At 41.3% G+C, this 16,472-nt stretch carries 16 protein-coding genes (1 of these 16 cut by a window edge); 5 read left to right on the forward strand and 11 right to left on the reverse strand.

The window, feature by feature from the left end; translation table 11 throughout:
* Positions 1-24: 24 nt before the first annotated feature.
* From bioA to CLV95_RS00405, 5 genes are read right to left on the reverse strand one after another with little or no spacing between them, the layout of a single operon-like run.
* A complete protein-coding gene (bioA, locus tag CLV95_RS00385) occupies positions 25-1,326 on the reverse strand; it encodes an adenosylmethionine--8-amino-7-oxononanoate transaminase (protein WP_002731775.1) in 1,302 nt (433 codons plus the stop codon).
* Positions 1,323-1,988, reverse strand: a complete 666-nt coding sequence (gene bioD / locus CLV95_RS00390; protein ID WP_002729292.1) for a dethiobiotin synthase — start codon at positions 1,986-1,988, stop codon at positions 1,323-1,325. Before bioD ends, bioA begins: the two co-directional genes overlap by 4 nt.
* A complete protein-coding gene (locus CLV95_RS00395; RefSeq protein ID WP_002729342.1) occupies positions 1,988-3,118 on the reverse strand; it encodes an aminotransferase class I/II-fold pyridoxal phosphate-dependent enzyme in 1,131 nt (376 codons plus the stop codon). Before CLV95_RS00395 ends, bioD begins: the two co-directional genes overlap by 1 nt.
* Positions 3,119-3,137: 19 nt before the next feature.
* Positions 3,138-4,118 (reverse strand): malate dehydrogenase, encoded by a 981-nt coding sequence (locus CLV95_RS00400; RefSeq protein ID WP_002729305.1) that lies wholly within the window; start codon positions 4,116-4,118, stop codon positions 3,138-3,140.
* A 26-nt stretch (positions 4,119-4,144) separates the two neighbouring features.
* The gene (locus CLV95_RS00405; protein ID WP_002731816.1) at positions 4,145-5,191 is read right to left on the reverse strand and encodes a DsbA family protein; all 1,047 of its coding nucleotides are present in this window, start codon (positions 5,189-5,191) and stop codon (positions 4,145-4,147) included.
* Positions 5,192-5,463: 272 nt separating this feature from the next.
* On the opposite strand from CLV95_RS00405, the gene CLV95_RS00415 reads away from it, so the two are divergent.
* Entirely contained in the window at positions 5,464-5,769 is a 306-nt protein-coding gene (locus CLV95_RS00415; protein WP_016749692.1) for a hypothetical protein, read from the forward strand.
* A gap of 66 nt (positions 5,770-5,835) precedes the next feature.
* The gene (locus CLV95_RS00420) at positions 5,836-6,426 is read left to right on the forward strand and encodes a hypothetical protein (RefSeq protein WP_100219945.1); all 591 of its coding nucleotides are present in this window, start codon (positions 5,836-5,838) and stop codon (positions 6,424-6,426) included.
* Positions 6,427-6,606: 180 nt separating this feature from the next.
* Here the strand turns inward: CLV95_RS00420 and thrB are convergent, their stop codons facing one another.
* The gene (gene thrB / locus CLV95_RS00425; RefSeq protein ID WP_032850695.1) at positions 6,607-7,572 is read right to left on the reverse strand and encodes a homoserine kinase; all 966 of its coding nucleotides are present in this window, start codon (positions 7,570-7,572) and stop codon (positions 6,607-6,609) included.
* A 234-nt stretch (positions 7,573-7,806) separates the two neighbouring features.
* Between thrB and CLV95_RS00430 the strand changes: the two genes are divergently transcribed.
* Positions 7,807-9,282 carry a sodium:solute symporter gene (locus tag CLV95_RS00430; RefSeq protein WP_107694826.1) on the forward strand — a complete coding sequence of 492 codons (1,476 nt, stop codon included), beginning with the start codon at positions 7,807-7,809 and terminating at the stop codon, positions 9,280-9,282.
* Here the strand turns inward: CLV95_RS00430 and CLV95_RS00435 are convergent.
* The 5 genes from CLV95_RS00435 to CLV95_RS00455 all read right to left on the reverse strand — a co-directional run bounded on the left by CLV95_RS00435 (position 9,239) and on the right by CLV95_RS00455 (position 15,068).
* Positions 9,239-10,069 (reverse strand): alpha/beta fold hydrolase, encoded by an 831-nt coding sequence (locus CLV95_RS00435; RefSeq protein WP_002729302.1) that lies wholly within the window; start codon positions 10,067-10,069, stop codon positions 9,239-9,241. The genes CLV95_RS00430 and CLV95_RS00435 overlap by 44 nt on opposite strands.
* Positions 10,057-10,989: a hypothetical protein gene (locus CLV95_RS00440; protein ID WP_002729259.1), complete on the reverse strand. Its 933-nt coding sequence runs from the start codon at positions 10,987-10,989 to the stop codon at positions 10,057-10,059. The genes CLV95_RS00435 and CLV95_RS00440 overlap by 13 nt, the downstream gene beginning before the upstream one ends.
* A 3-nt stretch (positions 10,990-10,992) precedes the next feature.
* Positions 10,993-12,210, reverse strand: a complete 1,218-nt coding sequence (locus CLV95_RS00445; protein WP_002730562.1) for a pyridoxal phosphate-dependent aminotransferase — start codon at positions 12,208-12,210, stop codon at positions 10,993-10,995.
* Between the two features lie 65 nt (positions 12,211-12,275).
* Positions 12,276-13,985, reverse strand: coding sequence for a DNA repair helicase XPB (locus tag CLV95_RS00450; RefSeq protein ID WP_002729348.1), 1,710 nt, complete (start codon positions 13,983-13,985; stop codon positions 12,276-12,278).
* A gap of 183 nt (positions 13,986-14,168) precedes the next feature.
* Positions 14,169-15,068 (reverse strand): aldose 1-epimerase, encoded by a 900-nt coding sequence (locus CLV95_RS00455; RefSeq protein ID WP_026054903.1) that lies wholly within the window; start codon positions 15,066-15,068, stop codon positions 14,169-14,171.
* Between the two features lie 186 nt (positions 15,069-15,254).
* Here CLV95_RS00455 and sppA point away from each other — a divergent pair, with 186 nt between their 5' ends.
* Both sppA and CLV95_RS00465 read left to right on the forward strand, forming a co-directional pair.
* The gene (sppA, locus tag CLV95_RS00460) at positions 15,255-16,247 is read left to right on the forward strand and encodes a signal peptide peptidase SppA (protein WP_002729280.1); all 993 of its coding nucleotides are present in this window, start codon (positions 15,255-15,257) and stop codon (positions 16,245-16,247) included.
* A gap of 39 nt (positions 16,248-16,286) precedes the next feature.
* A protein-coding gene (locus CLV95_RS00465) for an MBOAT family O-acyltransferase (RefSeq protein ID WP_002731759.1) crosses the window boundary here: on the forward strand, positions 16,287-16,472 show its start. Its footprint extends 1,236 nt past the window's final position; the window shows 186 of its 1,422 coding nt (coding positions 1-186); the start codon lies at positions 16,287-16,289; its stop codon lies beyond the right edge, outside the window.

Here is a 16,472-nt window from a genome sequence, read left to right on the forward strand (position 1 = left end):
AGAGAAGAAGCTTTCTTGAAAAGTCTAATTCCCATAGGAAATTTCCGAGAGTGTTTCCCGGATCGCAGAAAATACTTTTTCCAAGGAAGAATTTTTGATGTTATATGGAGGTGTGATATAAATCACGTTTCCCAAAGGACGAAGCAACACTCCCTTTTCTAAAAACTTCTTCTTGAGAATCTTATTCCCCGAATAATTGTAACCGCTTTCGTTTCCTACTTCCAATTCCAAAACACCAACCGCTCCCAAAATTCGACAGTCCCGAACCACTTTCGGATACTCTTCCGCAATTTTTTTTAGACCGACCCTGAGTTTGAATTCCAGTCTTGCGACTTGCTCTAGATAACCTTCCGTTAAAAGAAGTTCTATGGAAGCAAGTGCCGCCGAACAAGCAATCGGATTTCCAGTCATCGTATGCCCGTGATAAAACCCCTTTTCCGGTTCGGGAGTGACGAACGCGGAATGAATTTTATCCGTCGTAAGAGTCGCTGCGATCGCGGCCGCACCGGCGCTCAATCCCTTTGCCATCGCCACCAAATCGGGTCGGATTTTGGCTCTTTGATATGCGAAGAACGAACTGGTTCTCCCAAAACCGGTAAAAACTTCGTCCACCAAAAGTAAAGTCCCGTATTTTTTGGAGACCTTTTCGAGTCTTTGAAGAACTTCCTCTTTATAAATTATCATCCCCCCCGAACCCAAAATCAATGGTTCGATCACGATTCCCGCAACGGATTTAGGATTTTTTTGAAAAAACTCTTCGATTGGATCCACACATTCCACGTTGCAAGAGTCAGGCTTTTTTTTCATCGGACAAAAACTACAATTCGGAGTTAAAAATTCTTCCGTCGGAAACATCAACCCTTGAAAAACCCGATTGAACACAGAATTTCCGCCTACACTCATAGCCCCTATCGTATCTCCGTGATAGGAAGCATTAAACTTTATGAATGTTCTACGATCCGTTTCCCCCGTATTCTGAAAATATTGATACGCAAGTTTTATCATGATCTCTACGGCGGTGGAACCGTTGTCCGAGTAAAGAACCCTATGAAACAAACCATCCGTAATTTTTAAAAGTTCACTCGCGAGTTTTTCAGCCGGGTCGTGTGTAAATCCGGCGAGCAAAACGTGATCGAGTTTATTCAATTGATTTTTAACGGCTTGAATAATCTTAGGATGGTTATGTCCGTGAATACTCACCCACCAAGAAGAAACAGCGTCTATATAAGAGTTTCCGTTTTCGTCATACAAAAATTCTCCTTTTGCCCTCTTTATCTTTAAGGGGGGATCGGGTTCGAACTGAAGCGTAAACGGATACCAAATCATACGAACATTTTCTTGATTACTTCGCACTGATCGAATCGGGAAAGACATTCGATTTGAAAACGTTCCCGACTCATTTTCTCTTTTGAGTTCAGAAAAAAATTTCCAAGCAAAGTCACTCCACTCCATTCCGTGATCGTTCGAATATTATCTTCCGTGGTTTTATCGGGGACACCTATGAAATAAATTCCCTTTAAATCGATCTTTCGATTTTGGACAGCTTCGATTGCAAGAAGGGTTTGATTGATCGCGCCCAACGAAACAGGAGCCACTAAAATGAGAGGAATCTCGGATTGTCGGACCAATTCTAAAGTAAGAATTTTTCGAGTCAACGGAACGAGTAGACCACCGGCTCCTTCCACGATGATTTTTTCGTCGCGAATGCTGTAAAGATGTCTGGAAAGTTCATCCGAATCGATCTCAACCCCTTCCAATTCGGAAGCATAGTGAGGAGATCCGGCAAAAGACAAGGAATAATAGTTTTTGAGAAAATAACTTTCGTGAAGGCCCGTAAGGTTCATCAAAGTGACCCGATCGCTATCATTTCCGGTTTGAACGGGCTTAAAATACTTGAGTCCTAAGGACTTTCCGTATTTCCCCAAGATGAGGGAACTAAAAAGAGTTTTACCTATGTCCGTTCCAGTGGCTCCGATAAATACTGCCATCAAAACTCCGGCAAAAGAGAAATCAATTTTTCTAATATTGATTCCGTTGTATCGGAATGAATGCTGACTCGAAGTCTGGGAACGCTCACGGTTGGAGGACGGATCGCTTTAACATAAAGTCCGTTGTTTTTACAAATTTCTGCGGAATCCAAAACGGTTTTTTCGGAAGGAAATAAAATAGGAACAATCTGAGATTCGGAAGTCGTTTTCGGATAATTTTTCGCCTCAAGAGAAATACGAAAACGATCTGCTCGTTTTAAAAGATCCTCTCTTTCCTTTCTCATGGACCGCACGATTGAAATGGAAGTCGGAACCGCATGTGTGATCGCGGGCATAGGCGCCGTAGAATAAATAAAAGTCCGCATCTTATTGATCAGAAACTCTTTTCCGATCCGGGAAGTTCCAATCCAAGCGCCTTCCAAACCCAGAGACTTCCCGGCCGTATAAGTAATAAAGTCCACCTCTTCCATTCTTTCCGGGCCTAAAACCTGTGCCACTCTACCTTCTCCGCTTTGCCCAAAAATTCCGATCCCGTGAGCATCATCCAAAATCAAAACCGCATCGTATTTATTTTTGAGATAGAGAAGATCCAAAATCGGCGCAAAATCTCCATCCATGCTGAATACACTTTCGGATATGATAATTCTTTCCTTTCTTTTAGATTTTTGGAGAAGTTCCTCGAGATGATTTAAGTTCAGGTGTTTATAATATATTTTCTCTGCACCCGAAAGACGAATCCCGTCCAAAATCGAAGCATGATTGAGCCGATCTGTGAAAATTTCAGACTTTGCGTTTGCGATACAAGAAATCAATCCTAGATTAGCCGCATAACCATTGGCGACCCACACAGAAGTTTCCGTTCCAACCCATTCGGAGCAAGTTTGTTCCGCGATTTCAAAGGAATCTCTATGTCCACTGACCAGTCTGGAAGCTCCTGAACCGGCTCCGTAAAGAGCTAAACCTTCTTTCAAGCTTTCGATGAGTTTAGAATGGCGGGTAAGACCAAGGTAATCGTTGGAGGACAAATCAACCCCAGAAGGAACTTCCAGGGATCGAAAAAGAAAATTCTCTTTCAGAGATTCTAAAACAAAAGAGGCTTTCTGAAGGAATGTAGACGGATTCAGGTTCAAAAAACCTCTCTTTTGAATTCTAGAGCATGTCCTTCACTTCATTTCTTTCGGAAATGAGTTCATCATGAGTAATTTTGAATTTTTCCTTCGCAAAGTCGTTGAATGGAAGACCTTGGACGATCTCCACTTTCTTACCATCGGACTTCAAAGGAAATCCGAAGATGAGGCCTTTTTCAGTTCCGTAAGACCCGTCAGAAACGATGGCCGCTGAAAAGGCATCACCGGAAGCCGTCGGAGTAATGATTGCACGGACGGTATCTACAACTCCATTTGCCGCACTTGCCGCAGAAGAAGCTCCCCTCGCTTTGATGATCTCGGCTCCTCTTTGTTGAACGTTTTTAATGAAATCTCCCTTTAACCATTCATGGTCGGAAATTACGTCGGTTACCGGTTTACCGGAAATTTTTGCATTGTAAAAATCCGGATACTGAGTGGAGGAATGATTTCCCCAAATTCCCAAATGGGTTACCTCTTTTACGGGAACACCCGCTTTAGAAGCAAGCTGTGACTTCGCTCTGTTCTCATCTAGTTTAGTCATTGCAAACCAACGATCTGACGGTATTCCTTTTGCGTTGTTCATTGCGATCAGACAATTCGTATTACAAGGGTTACCAACCACGAGAACCCTTACATCGGAAGCCGCGTTCTTTTCGATCGCCTTTCCTTGATTTATAAAAATTCCTCCGTTAATTTTGAGAAGATCTCCTCTTTCCATTCCCGCTTTTCTAGGAACGGAACCGACTAACAACGCCCAATTGATGTCCTTAAAAGCAATATCCAAATCGGAAGAAACGATTACTTTTTGCAGAAGAGGAAATGCGCAGTCTTCCAATTCCATAATCACACCTTTTGCCGCGGGTATTGCCGCTTCCAACTCAAGCATCTGAATTTCCACCGCAGTATCGGTACCAAACATCTGCCCGGAAGCGATTCTAAAAAGAAGCGAATATCCAATTTGTCCCGCAGCGCCTGTAACAGCAACCTTCACCGTCTTACCCATATTTGACTAGCTCCTATTTTCCAATTTTAATTTTTAAGTTCCTGATCGATCACCTTCGTAAACACTTCGATAGGTTGTGCACCTTCCACCATAATCCCATTGATAAAAAAAGCGGGAGTTCCACTGACGCCGTATTTCTCACCTTCCGCTATATCCGCTTCCACTTCTTTACGAACGGAGGCATCGTTCACACACTGGTTGAACGTTTTCATGTCGAGACCCACGCCTCTTGCCAAATCCAAAACCCTTTCTTTTGAAAGGTTTCCGGAATTATCAAAAAGCACTTTGAAAAATTCCCAGTATTTGCCCTGAGACGTGGAACAATTTGCAGCGATATGCGCAAACATCGCGTTTGGGTGAAAAGAAAGCGGATAATCTCTAAATACCCAACGAATCTGATCCTTGTATTTTGCCCTTAACTGAGCATTCACATCCTGACTCCTTTTGCAAAAAGGACATTCAAAATCGGAAAACTCGATGACGGTAACTTTTGCATTTTCCGGTCCGATAGAAGGATTGTTACCCGCAGTAATCGTATCATCTCTGAGAGGAGGCAACTCTTTAACTTTTATGGAAATATTGTATCGATTGCGAAGTTCGGAAAAAAGGGCATTTCTCGCTTCCTCCTTTTTTTGGGAAACAAGATGATTTTCAATTTCGGTTTTAACCTGATCGAAAGACTTACCCTGAAGCGCTGGAGAATTTTTATATTGCTCATAAACGGCGCGCATTTCCTCGATGCTCGGAGATTGGATCGAAGGTTCTAAAAGATCTTTTTCGGAAACATTTCGCTCTTTTGCGGCGAGTGAAACTACCTTTTTACTCGCAAATTCGGAAAGTACACGATAGAGACGATCGTTCGTTTCCGCATAAAACTTACGGGCGATCCGGGGATTGTCTTTTTCGACATCTTTGATCGTGTAATTTTTACCGTTAATTTGAACAACCCCATCTGAAGAAAAATAAGTAACGAGCGGAAAAATTGTAAGCAGAATGTAGATAAAAAAAACGGCTGAGAGAATGAACAAAGGCCTGAATTCTCTTGCTTTTAATTTTTCGATTATGTCTTGCATGGAACCATTCCCCTCCAGAAGTTAGAAAACAGCAACTTAGTTTCCCTACTGCCAATTTAGAAATCCGAGGTAGAGTGGCAAACGATAAATTCAGGCTCTTTTTTTCACTCTTCTCTGAAATTTTCCTTTTTCCTGAACTTGGAAATTCTAGTGGAAAACGACTCTAAAGGAATAAAAAAATCCGAAAAAAGACTAAAGTGAATCCTCTATTACCGATAGTTTTAGTAGAGAGTTATACGCTCCCAATCCGGATTTCAAGGAGGTTCGGGTTTATGAATGTAACAGGGATTACGATCCAATCTTTTTCGTTGCCCCAATTTAGTAAAGAAGCAGAACCAGGAACACAACTCCAAGAAAAGGACGCAAAAATTTCAGAATCGATTTCGCGGACAAAACCCAAGTCGACGGTGAATGAAATCAAACCGGAAGAGCTTGTCATGAAACCTTCCCCTATATCTCTTGAAGAAAGAATGAATCAGGTGATCAGTCCCGAACAAATGAAAAACCTTCTTTCCATGATGGTACGTTCCAGAATGAGTGAAAATCCGGCCGACCATAAAATCGACGTAAAACGATAGAGAAAAAATTTGTTTTTTGTCCTCGGTCTTATCTATACAGTCGGTTTAGACGTTTTTTTGATCCTCATGGGTTTGACCGCGTTGACCGGTCTGACCTTTCTATTTTTCAAGGAAGTCATCTATCCCTCGATAAAAAAAGGAAGCGCCGGAGTCGGAACTCCTCCCGAAGAAGGAGATAGATTCTTACTCGTAGTTTCCGAAAGTCAGAGAAACGTTCGATTTAGTGTTGGCCAAACTTCCGGAAACATTCGAACCTACTGCAATGCAATCGCTGACAACCATCTGGTATTTAATCTTAAAAAAGCGAAAGACTCAGAAGATTATGAAATTCAAATATTACGGAATTCTTTCGTATTATTCAAACCTCCGGGAATGCCCACGTTCTCCAAAATGGAATCCACCGAAAAACTGGATAGCTACGAAGTGATCGGTAAAAATGCGGACTTTCGAATTTCAGACAAAGTGGTCAAAGAAAGAATGATTCAATATTTCGAAATCAGCCTTTCCTCTGAATTTTTTATCAATAATTTTGGAAAAGAAAGAATGCGATTCATTTTCACGATCACAAAAATACATCCCGGTCTCAACCGAAAAGTCCCGATCAAAAAGGGATTATTTGCTTTCGGAAAAGAAGAAAAAGAGGAATCGGAGGAATAGATTTCCCGATCCCGAAAAAATTTCCGACCGTTTTAATCCGAATAAAAGTGCCCATAAACCGTTTCCGGCCTTTTGAGGGAAAAGGCAGTACGAAATGGAAACGTAGAATTTTTCAGACGTCGTGTAATTGATTTTTAGTTCGTTCTTTTTTTAGAAGTAGATTTGACATAGTTAGGAATATTATAAAATTTGAATGCTTTTCCAGGATTCCAAAATCCCATCCTCCTCCACTTTTAAGGAAAGAAGCTGGCAATCGAAATGAGTTTTTTGAACGAACTCGGCGACCTTTTCTTTGAGAATTTTTTCTATCCGAACCGCTTTGTTTCTCTCGGAAAATAAAAGAACGGAAGGACCACTTCCAGAAAGAGAATGTCCGATTAAATTCTCACTTATCTCGGCCAAAAGTGGGTTTAATTCAAACCCGGAGTGCATTCGATACGGAGTATGAATTCGATCTTCCAAAGCAAGTTTCAAAAGAGAAATTTTACCCGAATCCAAAAATTCCATCCATGTAGCGATGCGGCCCATATTAAAAATTACGTCCTCGGTGGAATAAGAACCGGGGAGAGTTTTTCTAGATTGATGCGTGGAAGTTTCCAAATTCGGTACGATCAAAAAACAACGTATCTTCTTTGGAAATTTCTTTTTAACATATTCCAAACGGTTTCCATTGAAATAGGCAAATACAAAACCGCCCAAATAAGCAGGAATCGTATTATCCGGATGACCTTCGATCTGCCCGAGATGAAACAGAAATTCGTTTTCCTTAGGGAGAGGAATCATAGAATAAAAATTCTGATGTGCAAATCTCGCGGCACAGACTCCGGCTACGGCCGCACTCGCACTAGAACCGAGCCCTCCTTTTATCGGAAGTTCTAGATCCATAAGTAGGGAATAGGGACTCGGTTCAACACCAGGTAAAAATCTTCTAAAATAGGATTGGTACGAAAATAGAACAAGATCCTCATCGGGATCGAAAGGAAGAGTCTCCATCCCCTTTACAGAGGTTTTAAATCCCCTTTCGGGAATGAATTGAAATTGAAATCGGTTGTAGACTCGAAACGCAAGACCAAAAAGATCAAAACCCGACCCTAAATTGGCCGAGGTCCCCGGAACGCGAATGGAATATTGTCGAATCGAAGGCATAAAAAATGAAAGTAGATCAACAAAACGATCGTAAAAAACTACGACCACAATTTCTCTCCGAATCAAATCGTCATTTGATTTTCGTTTTCCAGAATCCAGATTTTCAAATCGGTTCACTTCGAATAACTTTTAAAAACGAGATACATTAGCGATGCTCAATTCCGAAATATTGAGAAACAGATTCTAAGGGAAAAAGAGTTTTCTTGATCTTACCGAAATACATTTTGACTGATTATGCACTTTTCAATTTTAGATCTAATCGTTCTACTTTTATACATAATATTGGTCCTTTTTTCCGGATGGCTCACTTCCAGAAAAAAAGACAAAGATTCTTCTTCTTATTTTCTCGCAGGAAGAGAAATTTCCTGGATCACGTTGAGTTTCTCGATTGTTGCCACAGAAACTTCAACTCTTACTTTTTTGAATATTCCTGGACTGAGTTATTCCGGTAATCTCACCTTTCTCGGACTCGGTTTGGGTTTTGTTTTAGGAAGAATCATCGTAGCCGAACTTTTTATTCCAATGTATTACAAATCGGGGTTTATTTCCGTGTACGAATGGGTAGGAATCCGTTATGGAAAAATTTCCCAAAAAACGGTTACCTTTCTTTTTAAACTCACCCGAATCTTAGGAGACGGAGTGAGAATGTACGCCTCCGCGATTCCGGTCTCGATCCTATTGGAAGTATTTTTAAAACAATATAGTGTAATGGAGATAGTGACTCATAACGTAGAAATTCTGAGTCTTCTTTTAATTTCGGGAATTACGATTCTTTATACGGTTCAAGGTGGATTTCGTTCCGTCGTTTGGGTGGATTCAATTCAATTTTTGATCTACGTTGCGGGAGGAATTTTCACATTTTTTTACTTAGGCAATTTACTTTTAGAAAAAGGCTTAAACGTTTCCGATCTGATTCAGAATGCGTTTCAGGTAAATAAGTTCAAAATTTTCGAATGGAATGATTTTACTTCCGCATATTTTGCACCGACAGCGATTTTGGGGGGAATTCTTTTAACGTTAGGAACCCACGGAGTGGATCAGATGCTCGTACAAAGAGTTCTTGCTTGCCGATCCGAACCGGATGCCAAGAAAGCGATGATCTCTTCGGGAGTTTTTGTTTTCTTTCAGTTCGTATTATTTTTAAGTATCGGAATTTTATTATATTTTTATTATGAAGGTTCCGCTATCTCCAAAGATAAGGTTTTTTCCAAATTCATTATGGAGGAAGTACCTTCTCCGATCACGGGATTTTTGTTGGCCGCTATTTTGGCTTCCGCGATGTCCACTTTATCGAGTTCGATTAATTCGCTTTCCTTAACGACCAAGGTAGACTTAGGAATTGACAGGTTCGGTTCGGGAACATTGAGTTTATTTTGGGGAACGATCCTCCTTTTGAGTTCCCTCTTTCCGCTCTTTTTAACGGCGGGAAAAACGGGCCTAGTAGAACTGGGTTTGTCGATCGCTTCCTATACGGTCGGTCCGATCATTGCGATTTTTTTAAGCGGTAAAATTCAAGGGCTTTCTTACATGCAGAATTTAAAAGATAGTTTTGCGTCCCTGTCCATAGGACTGACTCCGATTCTGACTTTGATCTTCGGAAAATGGACCGGTTTCGGCTTTACTCTGCTCGTTCCTTTTGGAATCGGAACTTGTTTCTTAGTTGGATTCAGTTTATTGCAAATTCAGAATCGTCCAACTTCTCAAAAATAGATTCTAAAACTCTTTTAAACTCGGACATTTTTGTGAAGTGGATATAATGATCCCCACCCGGAATCGTGTAAAATTGAGAATTCGGAAAAAAGTTTCGAGTAAGTCCAATATCTTCCTTACGAAAATATTCCGAAGCTCCGCCAGTTATAAAATACGTTTGTCCCGGGTATGGACTTTCTACATATCTACTGAAAAAATCCTGTAACAGTCTGGGAGAATTTGCAATCCCCTCTACGTTCAATTTCCAACGGTAACCGCCGTTTTCAAGCCGTTCCAAATTCATCTCTAAAAAGTTTCTAATAAACGAATTGGGAAGAATTTCCGTCAAAGCCGCATCAATCTCCTGCCGAGATTTAAAGTAGGAAACGTCAGTCCGAAGACAGGCAAGCTCGCTTTCGTAATGAAACGGATAGTCCTTAGGAGCGATATCCTCCACAAATAAGAAAGAAGGAATATTCGGATTTCTTAATGCAAAACCCATCGTCACGAGCCCGCCCATGGAATGACCCAAGATCACCGGTTTTTCGATTTCTTGCTTTGTAATCCATACTTCCACGTCTTCCACCATAGAAACAAGAGAATGTTCGTTCGAATGAGGAGAATCTCCGTGATTTCGAAGATCCATCAGATAAACGTCTGCGTATCGACTTAGGAAATCGCCCACACTGAACCAATTTTTAGAGGAGCCGAAAAGTCCGTGTAAAACTAAAATCGGGCCACAAATCGGAGAAAAAAACTTCCCCCTTTGAAAATCGATCTTACGAAAACTTAAATCTACGGCAGGCATTCTTTCTGAATTTTTTTGAGAAAACCGTGGTATTTTTTGCCGTATCGATAAGGAAGAGACTGCAAATCCCTGCGAAAAGATTCATAAATTTCTTTTCGCGCTTCTCCCTTGCCGCATTGAATAGTTTCGAGATCTTTTGTTAAAGTTTCGAATCTTTTGGAAATCTGATTGGCGAATACGTTCGCATAGTTTCCGTTCGGATTGAGTTGCAAATAACGAATTCTTCTTTTTCTTTCATCGCCGATAAAACAAAAAACGTCCCTTTTACAATCTGCCTCCGGAGTGTGTTTAACTCCTAAAAACGCGGCAAAATCTCCGGGGCCCTTACCCCTAAATTCCTCCGCAATCTTCCAGAATAAATTCGGGTTAATTTTTGCATGGGTTCCTTTTTCTCCGGGAATAATGTCTTCGGGGTTTTTGGAAAGATAACCGAGCAACTTGGATTCCATACGTTTGTTTTCGCCTTCTTGCAACATTTCTAATATTCTGACTAAAACGACCGCCCTTCTGATTTTTAGATAAAGATATTCGTCCGAATGATAAATCCCGTTTTCTTCCAGGGAATTTAAGTATTGAAAAACGGATTCGAATTCGTTGAGGCCGGTATTCGTAGAATATAACATACGATCGATGGAACGTAAAATCATTTTATACGCGCCCCTTCCCTCCAAATCGAAAAGGACTTGGGCTTCCACCCAACCACTCAATCCTGAAGAATCGGATACGAAACGAAAGTTACGATCGTTTTGTTTTTCGTTTTTGCTCTGAACGATTTCCCCAAACCCCAAACGGCGAAGGATTTCCGATTTTTTATCCGGAAATAAATAGAGGGGAGAACTCGGCTTAAGAACCAAACGATCACCCCCAAAAATGTACGGGACAGCCATAAAAAAGATGAGGACCAAAACGATCCGTCTCATTGTTTATTTGCTCAGATCCCGTATCATTTCCGCGATTCTTTCGACCCCGCGTCTTATATCCGCTTCACCCATCGCATAGGAAAGTCTAAGAGCTTTATCTTCTCCGAAAGCGATCCCGGGAACTCCTGCTACTTTATATTTTTCTAATAGAACACTGCAGAAGATTTTACTCAAGGACGTTTCAGAAGTTTCCTTTTTCAGTTTTTCAAAACCCGGAGTTTTATACACATCCGTGAGATATGGGAAAACGTAAAACGCACCCTGCGGACGATTACATTTCACACCAGGGATTGAATTTAAAAGGGAAACGATCAGATTTCTTCTCGCTTCAAACGCTTTTCTCATCTCTTCCACACAAACCTGATCCCCTGCAATCGCCGCTTCCGCTGCCGCTTGAGAAATCGAAGAAGGATTAGAAGTAGACTGACTTTGAATCGTTTCCATATTCTTAACGATTCCTATATCCCCGGCCCCATAACCGATTCTCCAACCGGTCATGGAATAGGTTTTAGAAACCCCGTTTACGATAAAAGTTCGTTTTTTAAGTTCGGGAGACAACATCGCAAGATTGGAAAACGTAAATCCGTCGTAGACGATCTTTTCATAGATATCGTCGCTCATCACCTGAATTCCGGCAGAAAGTACGATTTCCCCCAAAACTTCCAAATCCTTTTTAGAATAACCAGCTCCCGTCGGATTCGAAGGGGAATTTAAAATCAAACATTTTGTCTTAGGAGTGATCGCCTTCTTCAATTGTTCCGGAGTGATTTGAAAGTTATTTTCCGGGGTGGTGGTAACGATCACAGGAACACCCTCCGACAAACGAACGATATCCGCATAACTGACCCAATACGGTGCCGGAATAATGACTTCATCTCCCGCATTTAAAGTCGCCAGAAAATAATTGTAGATAACTTGTTTTCCACCCGTTCCGGCGATGACTTGGTTTTTTTCGTAATCAAGTCCGTTATCTCTTTTGAATTTGTGAACGATGGCCTCCTTAAGCTCAACCGTTCCAGAAACAGCCGTATAACGGGTCATCCCCTTATCAATCGCTTTCTTTGCGGCATCTCTGATATGGGACGGAGTTTCGAAATCGGGCTCTCCAGCTCCGAAACTGACAATATCTTCTCCCTTTTTTTTCAACTCGTTCGCCTTGGCGGTAATTACGAGCGTGGGAGAAGGTTCGATGACATTCAGCCTTTTTGCGCTGAGATCCATTCTGTTCCCCTTTTTATATTTTAACTTCGATCCGTTTTTTTCCGACCAATTCTAACAAAAAAGAATCAAACATTATTCAGTTGCAATTGAGCTAATTCTTCCTGAGCTTCTCTAAATTGATCCAAAGTATAAATTTCGTATTCGTAGCCTTGTTCGGTGAGAAACAACTGGCGATTCTGACCGAAACGTTCCTCATTCGTATCTCTTGATATGAGAGAATAAAATACGGCCGTGTTATCGTGTCCCTTAGGTCTTAGAATTCGGCCCAATCTCTGTGCTTCTTCCTGCCTAGAACCGAAGGTGCCCGAAACCTGAATCGCAATATTCGCATCCGGCAGGTCGATCGAAAAGTTTGCCACCTTACTGACTACGAGAGACTTGATCTTACCGGAACGAAAAGAATCGTACAAAGTCTGCCTCTCTGGAAGCGGAGTTTTACCCGTAATCAAAGGAATATTAAATTTCTTTGATATTTCTTCTAACTGATTGATGTATTGACCGATCACAAGCAAATGAGACTCGGAATGTTTTTTCATGATGAGATCGATCGCTTTCATCTTTTCCGGATTTTCGGAAGCAAGCCTAAATTTCTCCCGGTCGTCCGCAATGGAATACTTCAGACGTAGATCATCTTCCATATTCACTCGAATTTCCTTACACTTCGCCTCCGCAATCCAAGACTTACTTTCGAGTTCCTTCCAAGGAACGTCGTATTTTTTCGGCCCAATAAGAGAGAATACATCTTCTTCCAGACCATCTTCTCTTACGAGAGTCGCGGTCAGTCCGAGTCTTCTTTTTGCTTGAAGTTCGGAAGTCATTCGGAACACGGGAGCGGGAAGCAAATGGACCTCGTCGTAAACGATTAGTCCCCAGTTATTGGCGCTGAATAGATGAAAATGCGTAAAATCCCCACCTTTCTTTTTTCTATGGGTGAGAATGTTGTACGTCGCGATTGTAATTGGACGAATTTCTTTGACTTCACCGGAATATTCCCCAATGTCCTCGGGAGGAATATCGGTTTTATCCAAAATTTCGTTTCTCCACTGACGGATCGAAAGTGTATTCGTAACCAAAATCAAGGTTTCGGCCCCGACGATCTGCATTACGCCGATTCCTACAATGGTCTTACCGGCCCCACAAGGAAGCACCACAACACCGGAACCTCCCTCGTTACCACCTCCCGCATGGAATACTTCCACACAGGCTCTTTGGTAATCTCGCATTCCAAATTTTTTACCGTTGGTACTCGTAGGTCTCAGATTAAAACCGTACTTATTTCCCTCGTCGTAACCGGCAAGGTCTTCCACGGGAAAACCGATTTTGATCAACGCTTGTTTGATGTGACCGCGGTATTCTTTTTTGATATAAATTTTATCGGGAAAAACGGTTTCAATAAACGGTTGCACCGCTCTATGATTTCCGATCTCTTGAAGAAATCCCTTTTCATTCGATAGGATCGCAAGTTCTCCAGACTCTTCCTTGACGAGTTTTACCTTACCGTACCTGCTAATCTGTTCGCGGATTTCATTTACGATGTTTTTCGGAACGGAATATCTGGAAAACTTCTCCAAACATTCTACAATTTCATCCGCAGTCATTTTGATCGATGCTGCATTCCAAAGAGAAAGAGGAGAAATTCTGTATGTGTGAAGATACTCCGGACTTTTCTCCAACTCGGCAAATTTGGAAACTATACTTTGACAGGCTTCAAATTCCGGATTATCCACCTCCAAGAGCATAGTTCTATCACTCTGAACGATTAAGGGTTTACTCATTTGTGTCTGGTTTCCTGTTTGTTTAGACTGAAAATCAACCCCTTTCTGTCAAGAAGAATGCGAACATAAGAATCCTATCGGTAAGTTACTCCCGAGTTTTCTCAAATGAGCCATAACATCTTTTCGAGCAAAGAACCGAAGAATACAGAAAGCGATTTCCTTCGCGAGAGTTCTAAGAAAAGATCACAACATGGAAAGCAGAATTTGAAAACTTCCGCTCTTTTCTTCTTCCGGAAGAATAGTCGTCAAAGAAAAATCGTTTAGAAACGCATTTCCAGGAGCACTCATCGGTTCGATCGCAATTCGATTTCCCGCAAAGTCCGTATAAATTTGAAAATACGAAAGCCGTATATCGTTCCCCATCGAAACGTTCGACTGAATTCGAACTTGATAGGAATCATCCGGAACTTGCAATAACACCCACGCATCTTCTCCAAAAAATAAAGAATCCAACACAGGGATATTCTTCAAAGTAAATCGATCCGTTTTCGTTCCATCAATGGGATAGACCGGAGTTAAATCTTCTTGCAAAAGAATCTGTTTTCTAAGGTTGGATCGAAGAAGACATCGATCGGATTTCATTCTAAAATAAGGATGATAACCGTAACAAAATCGGAACGGATAAGAATTGAGATTTAAAAAGGAAGTTTCAAGAGTAAGAACCTCTTCGTCCAAAATTCTCCATAATGAATATGTTTCCCGAACGATTACCTTCCCTAAGAAAGAGCCCGATAAAACGTCTTCCGGACAAAGTTCGAATTCAATCGAATCATTCGTCTTTCGAACAATCCTGCGTTTCCAAGAATAGACAAGTCCATGAGAAGGATATCCGCTCTTATCTTTAGTTCCGATAGAAGAAAGCGAAATCCACTCTTGTCCTAAACGAATCCGATCGTCGGTGTGACGATTGACCCAAGGATACATCAAATATGAACCGGAGCAAAAGAACGGTTCTTTTTCGTCATACCCGGAAATAATCTCAAGCCGCTCGCCGCTTAAGGGATGTTTCCAGCTCCAAGAAAGGATTTGTTCTCCGTTATCCGTAAATTTTAATCGGGAACAATCGCTAAAAATTTCCGGCACTTCCACAAACTTCTTGGAAATTCCGAATCTTTTCCATCCATTTTTGAAAACTCCCACATTTTATGGCACGGAATTTTCTTTAACATCTAAACCTAACCACGAATCACTCGAAGCGTTCCCTTAAAATAGATGGAAAGGAATTGAAAGCTTGTTTAACTAGGGAAAATTGACGACAGGAGAATTTCTTTGAAACACTCGATTCTAACTTGGACCCATATTCTTTTTTTAAGTTTTTTTCTTTCCAATTGTTATATTCCAGTAAATGCAAATTTAGGCGCCCCCTCCTCGAAAACCGCAGAATTGAGGGAAAAACTTCTCTCCGGTAAAAACGAAGATAAAATTCTCATCATTCCCATAGACGGGGTAATCAGCGACGAAGGAGAAAAAACTTTTTTCGGGGGCCAAGAAGATTCGATCTTAGCTGGAGTCAAAAAACAACTCGAACTCGCCGAACTGGATCCTGAGATCAAAGCCGTGATTTTGAAAATCAATTCACCAGGAGGTTCTGTAACCGCAAGCGACATCCTTTACAAAGAGATTCTTCAATTTAAAGCGAAAAAGAAAATTCCCGTGGTCTCCTTGTTTATGGATACTGCGGCGAGCGGTGCGTATTATATTTCGATGGCGACCGATCTCATCATCGCACATCCTACTTCCGTAACCGGTTCCATCGGAGTGATTCTTTCCGGAATCAATGTAAAAGAGGGTTTGGACAAACTCGGAGTTAAGGATCAGTCGATCCGTTCTGGTGGAAATAAAACCATCGGCTCTCCCTTAGAAGATCTATCTCCCGAACAAAGAAAACTACTTCAGTCCATCGTGGACGATCTTTTTGAAAAATTTTTCGAAGTCGTAAAGAACGGAAGACCCGGAAAAAATCCCGCCGAACTTCGCAAAATTGCCGACGGAAGAATTTTCACGGCGTCCCAAGCCCTCGGGCACGGGCTAATTGATAAGATCGGTTATTTTGACAACGCGGTTCAAGAGACGATGGCCCTCCCGAACTACAGAAAAACTCCGGGAAGCAATAGCCCGAGAATCATCTACTATTCTCAGAGTACGGACAAAAGGGCGAACTTTTATCAGGTTCAATCTCCCGAGTTAAGACAGGATTCTACAATCTCGAAAATTCTCGGAATAAGAAGTCAGGTTCGTTTTCTATATATCTGGTCTTATTAAGTTCCATTAGAAATTTAGAATCTATTTTCCGGTATATCAATGTTATTCAATTCTTTACCCTTTCTTTTCTTATTTCTAATCACGTATTTAATCTACTGGAACGTAGACGGACCCGCGAAAAAAAGAGTACTCCTCGTTTCATCGATCCTGTTTTACGGATATTCCCATATTGCGTTTTTGATTCATTTTCTTCTCGTGATCGGAATGAATTATTGGTTCTCGCTC

The sequence above is a fragment of the Leptospira borgpetersenii serovar Javanica genome, from assembly GCF_003046425.1.
Classification (GTDB): domain Bacteria; phylum Spirochaetota; class Leptospiria; order Leptospirales; family Leptospiraceae; genus Leptospira; species Leptospira borgpetersenii.

Excerpts from the sequence above, each read along its gene's own strand:
- bioA (WP_002731775.1), bottom strand. The coding sequence starts at position 1,326 with ATGATTTGGTATCCGTTTACGCTTCAGTTCGAACCCGATCCCCCCTTA.
- bioD (WP_002729292.1), bottom strand. The coding sequence starts at position 1,988 with ATGGCAGTATTTATCGGAGCCACTGGAACGGACATAGGTAAAACTCTT.
- CLV95_RS00400 (WP_002729305.1), bottom strand. The coding sequence starts at position 4,118 with ATGGGTAAGACGGTGAAGGTTGCTGTTACAGGCGCTGCGGGACAAATT.
- CLV95_RS00405 (WP_002731816.1), bottom strand. The coding sequence starts at position 5,191 with ATGCAAGACATAATCGAAAAATTAAAAGCAAGAGAATTCAGGCCTTTG.
- CLV95_RS00415 (WP_016749692.1), top strand. The coding sequence starts at position 5,464 with ATGAATGTAACAGGGATTACGATCCAATCTTTTTCGTTGCCCCAATTT.
- CLV95_RS00420 (WP_100219945.1), top strand. The coding sequence starts at position 5,836 with ATGGGTTTGACCGCGTTGACCGGTCTGACCTTTCTATTTTTCAAGGAA.
- thrB (WP_032850695.1), bottom strand. The coding sequence starts at position 7,572 with ATGCCTTCGATTCGACAATATTCCATTCGCGTTCCGGGGACCTCGGCC.
- CLV95_RS00430 (WP_107694826.1), top strand. The coding sequence starts at position 7,807 with ATGCACTTTTCAATTTTAGATCTAATCGTTCTACTTTTATACATAATA.
- CLV95_RS00435 (WP_002729302.1), bottom strand. The coding sequence starts at position 10,069 with ATGCCTGCCGTAGATTTAAGTTTTCGTAAGATCGATTTTCAAAGGGGG.
- CLV95_RS00440 (WP_002729259.1), bottom strand. The coding sequence starts at position 10,989 with ATGAGACGGATCGTTTTGGTCCTCATCTTTTTTATGGCTGTCCCGTAC.
- CLV95_RS00445 (WP_002730562.1), bottom strand. The coding sequence starts at position 12,210 with ATGGATCTCAGCGCAAAAAGGCTGAATGTCATCGAACCTTCTCCCACG.
- CLV95_RS00450 (WP_002729348.1), bottom strand. The coding sequence starts at position 13,985 with ATGAGTAAACCCTTAATCGTTCAGAGTGATAGAACTATGCTCTTGGAG.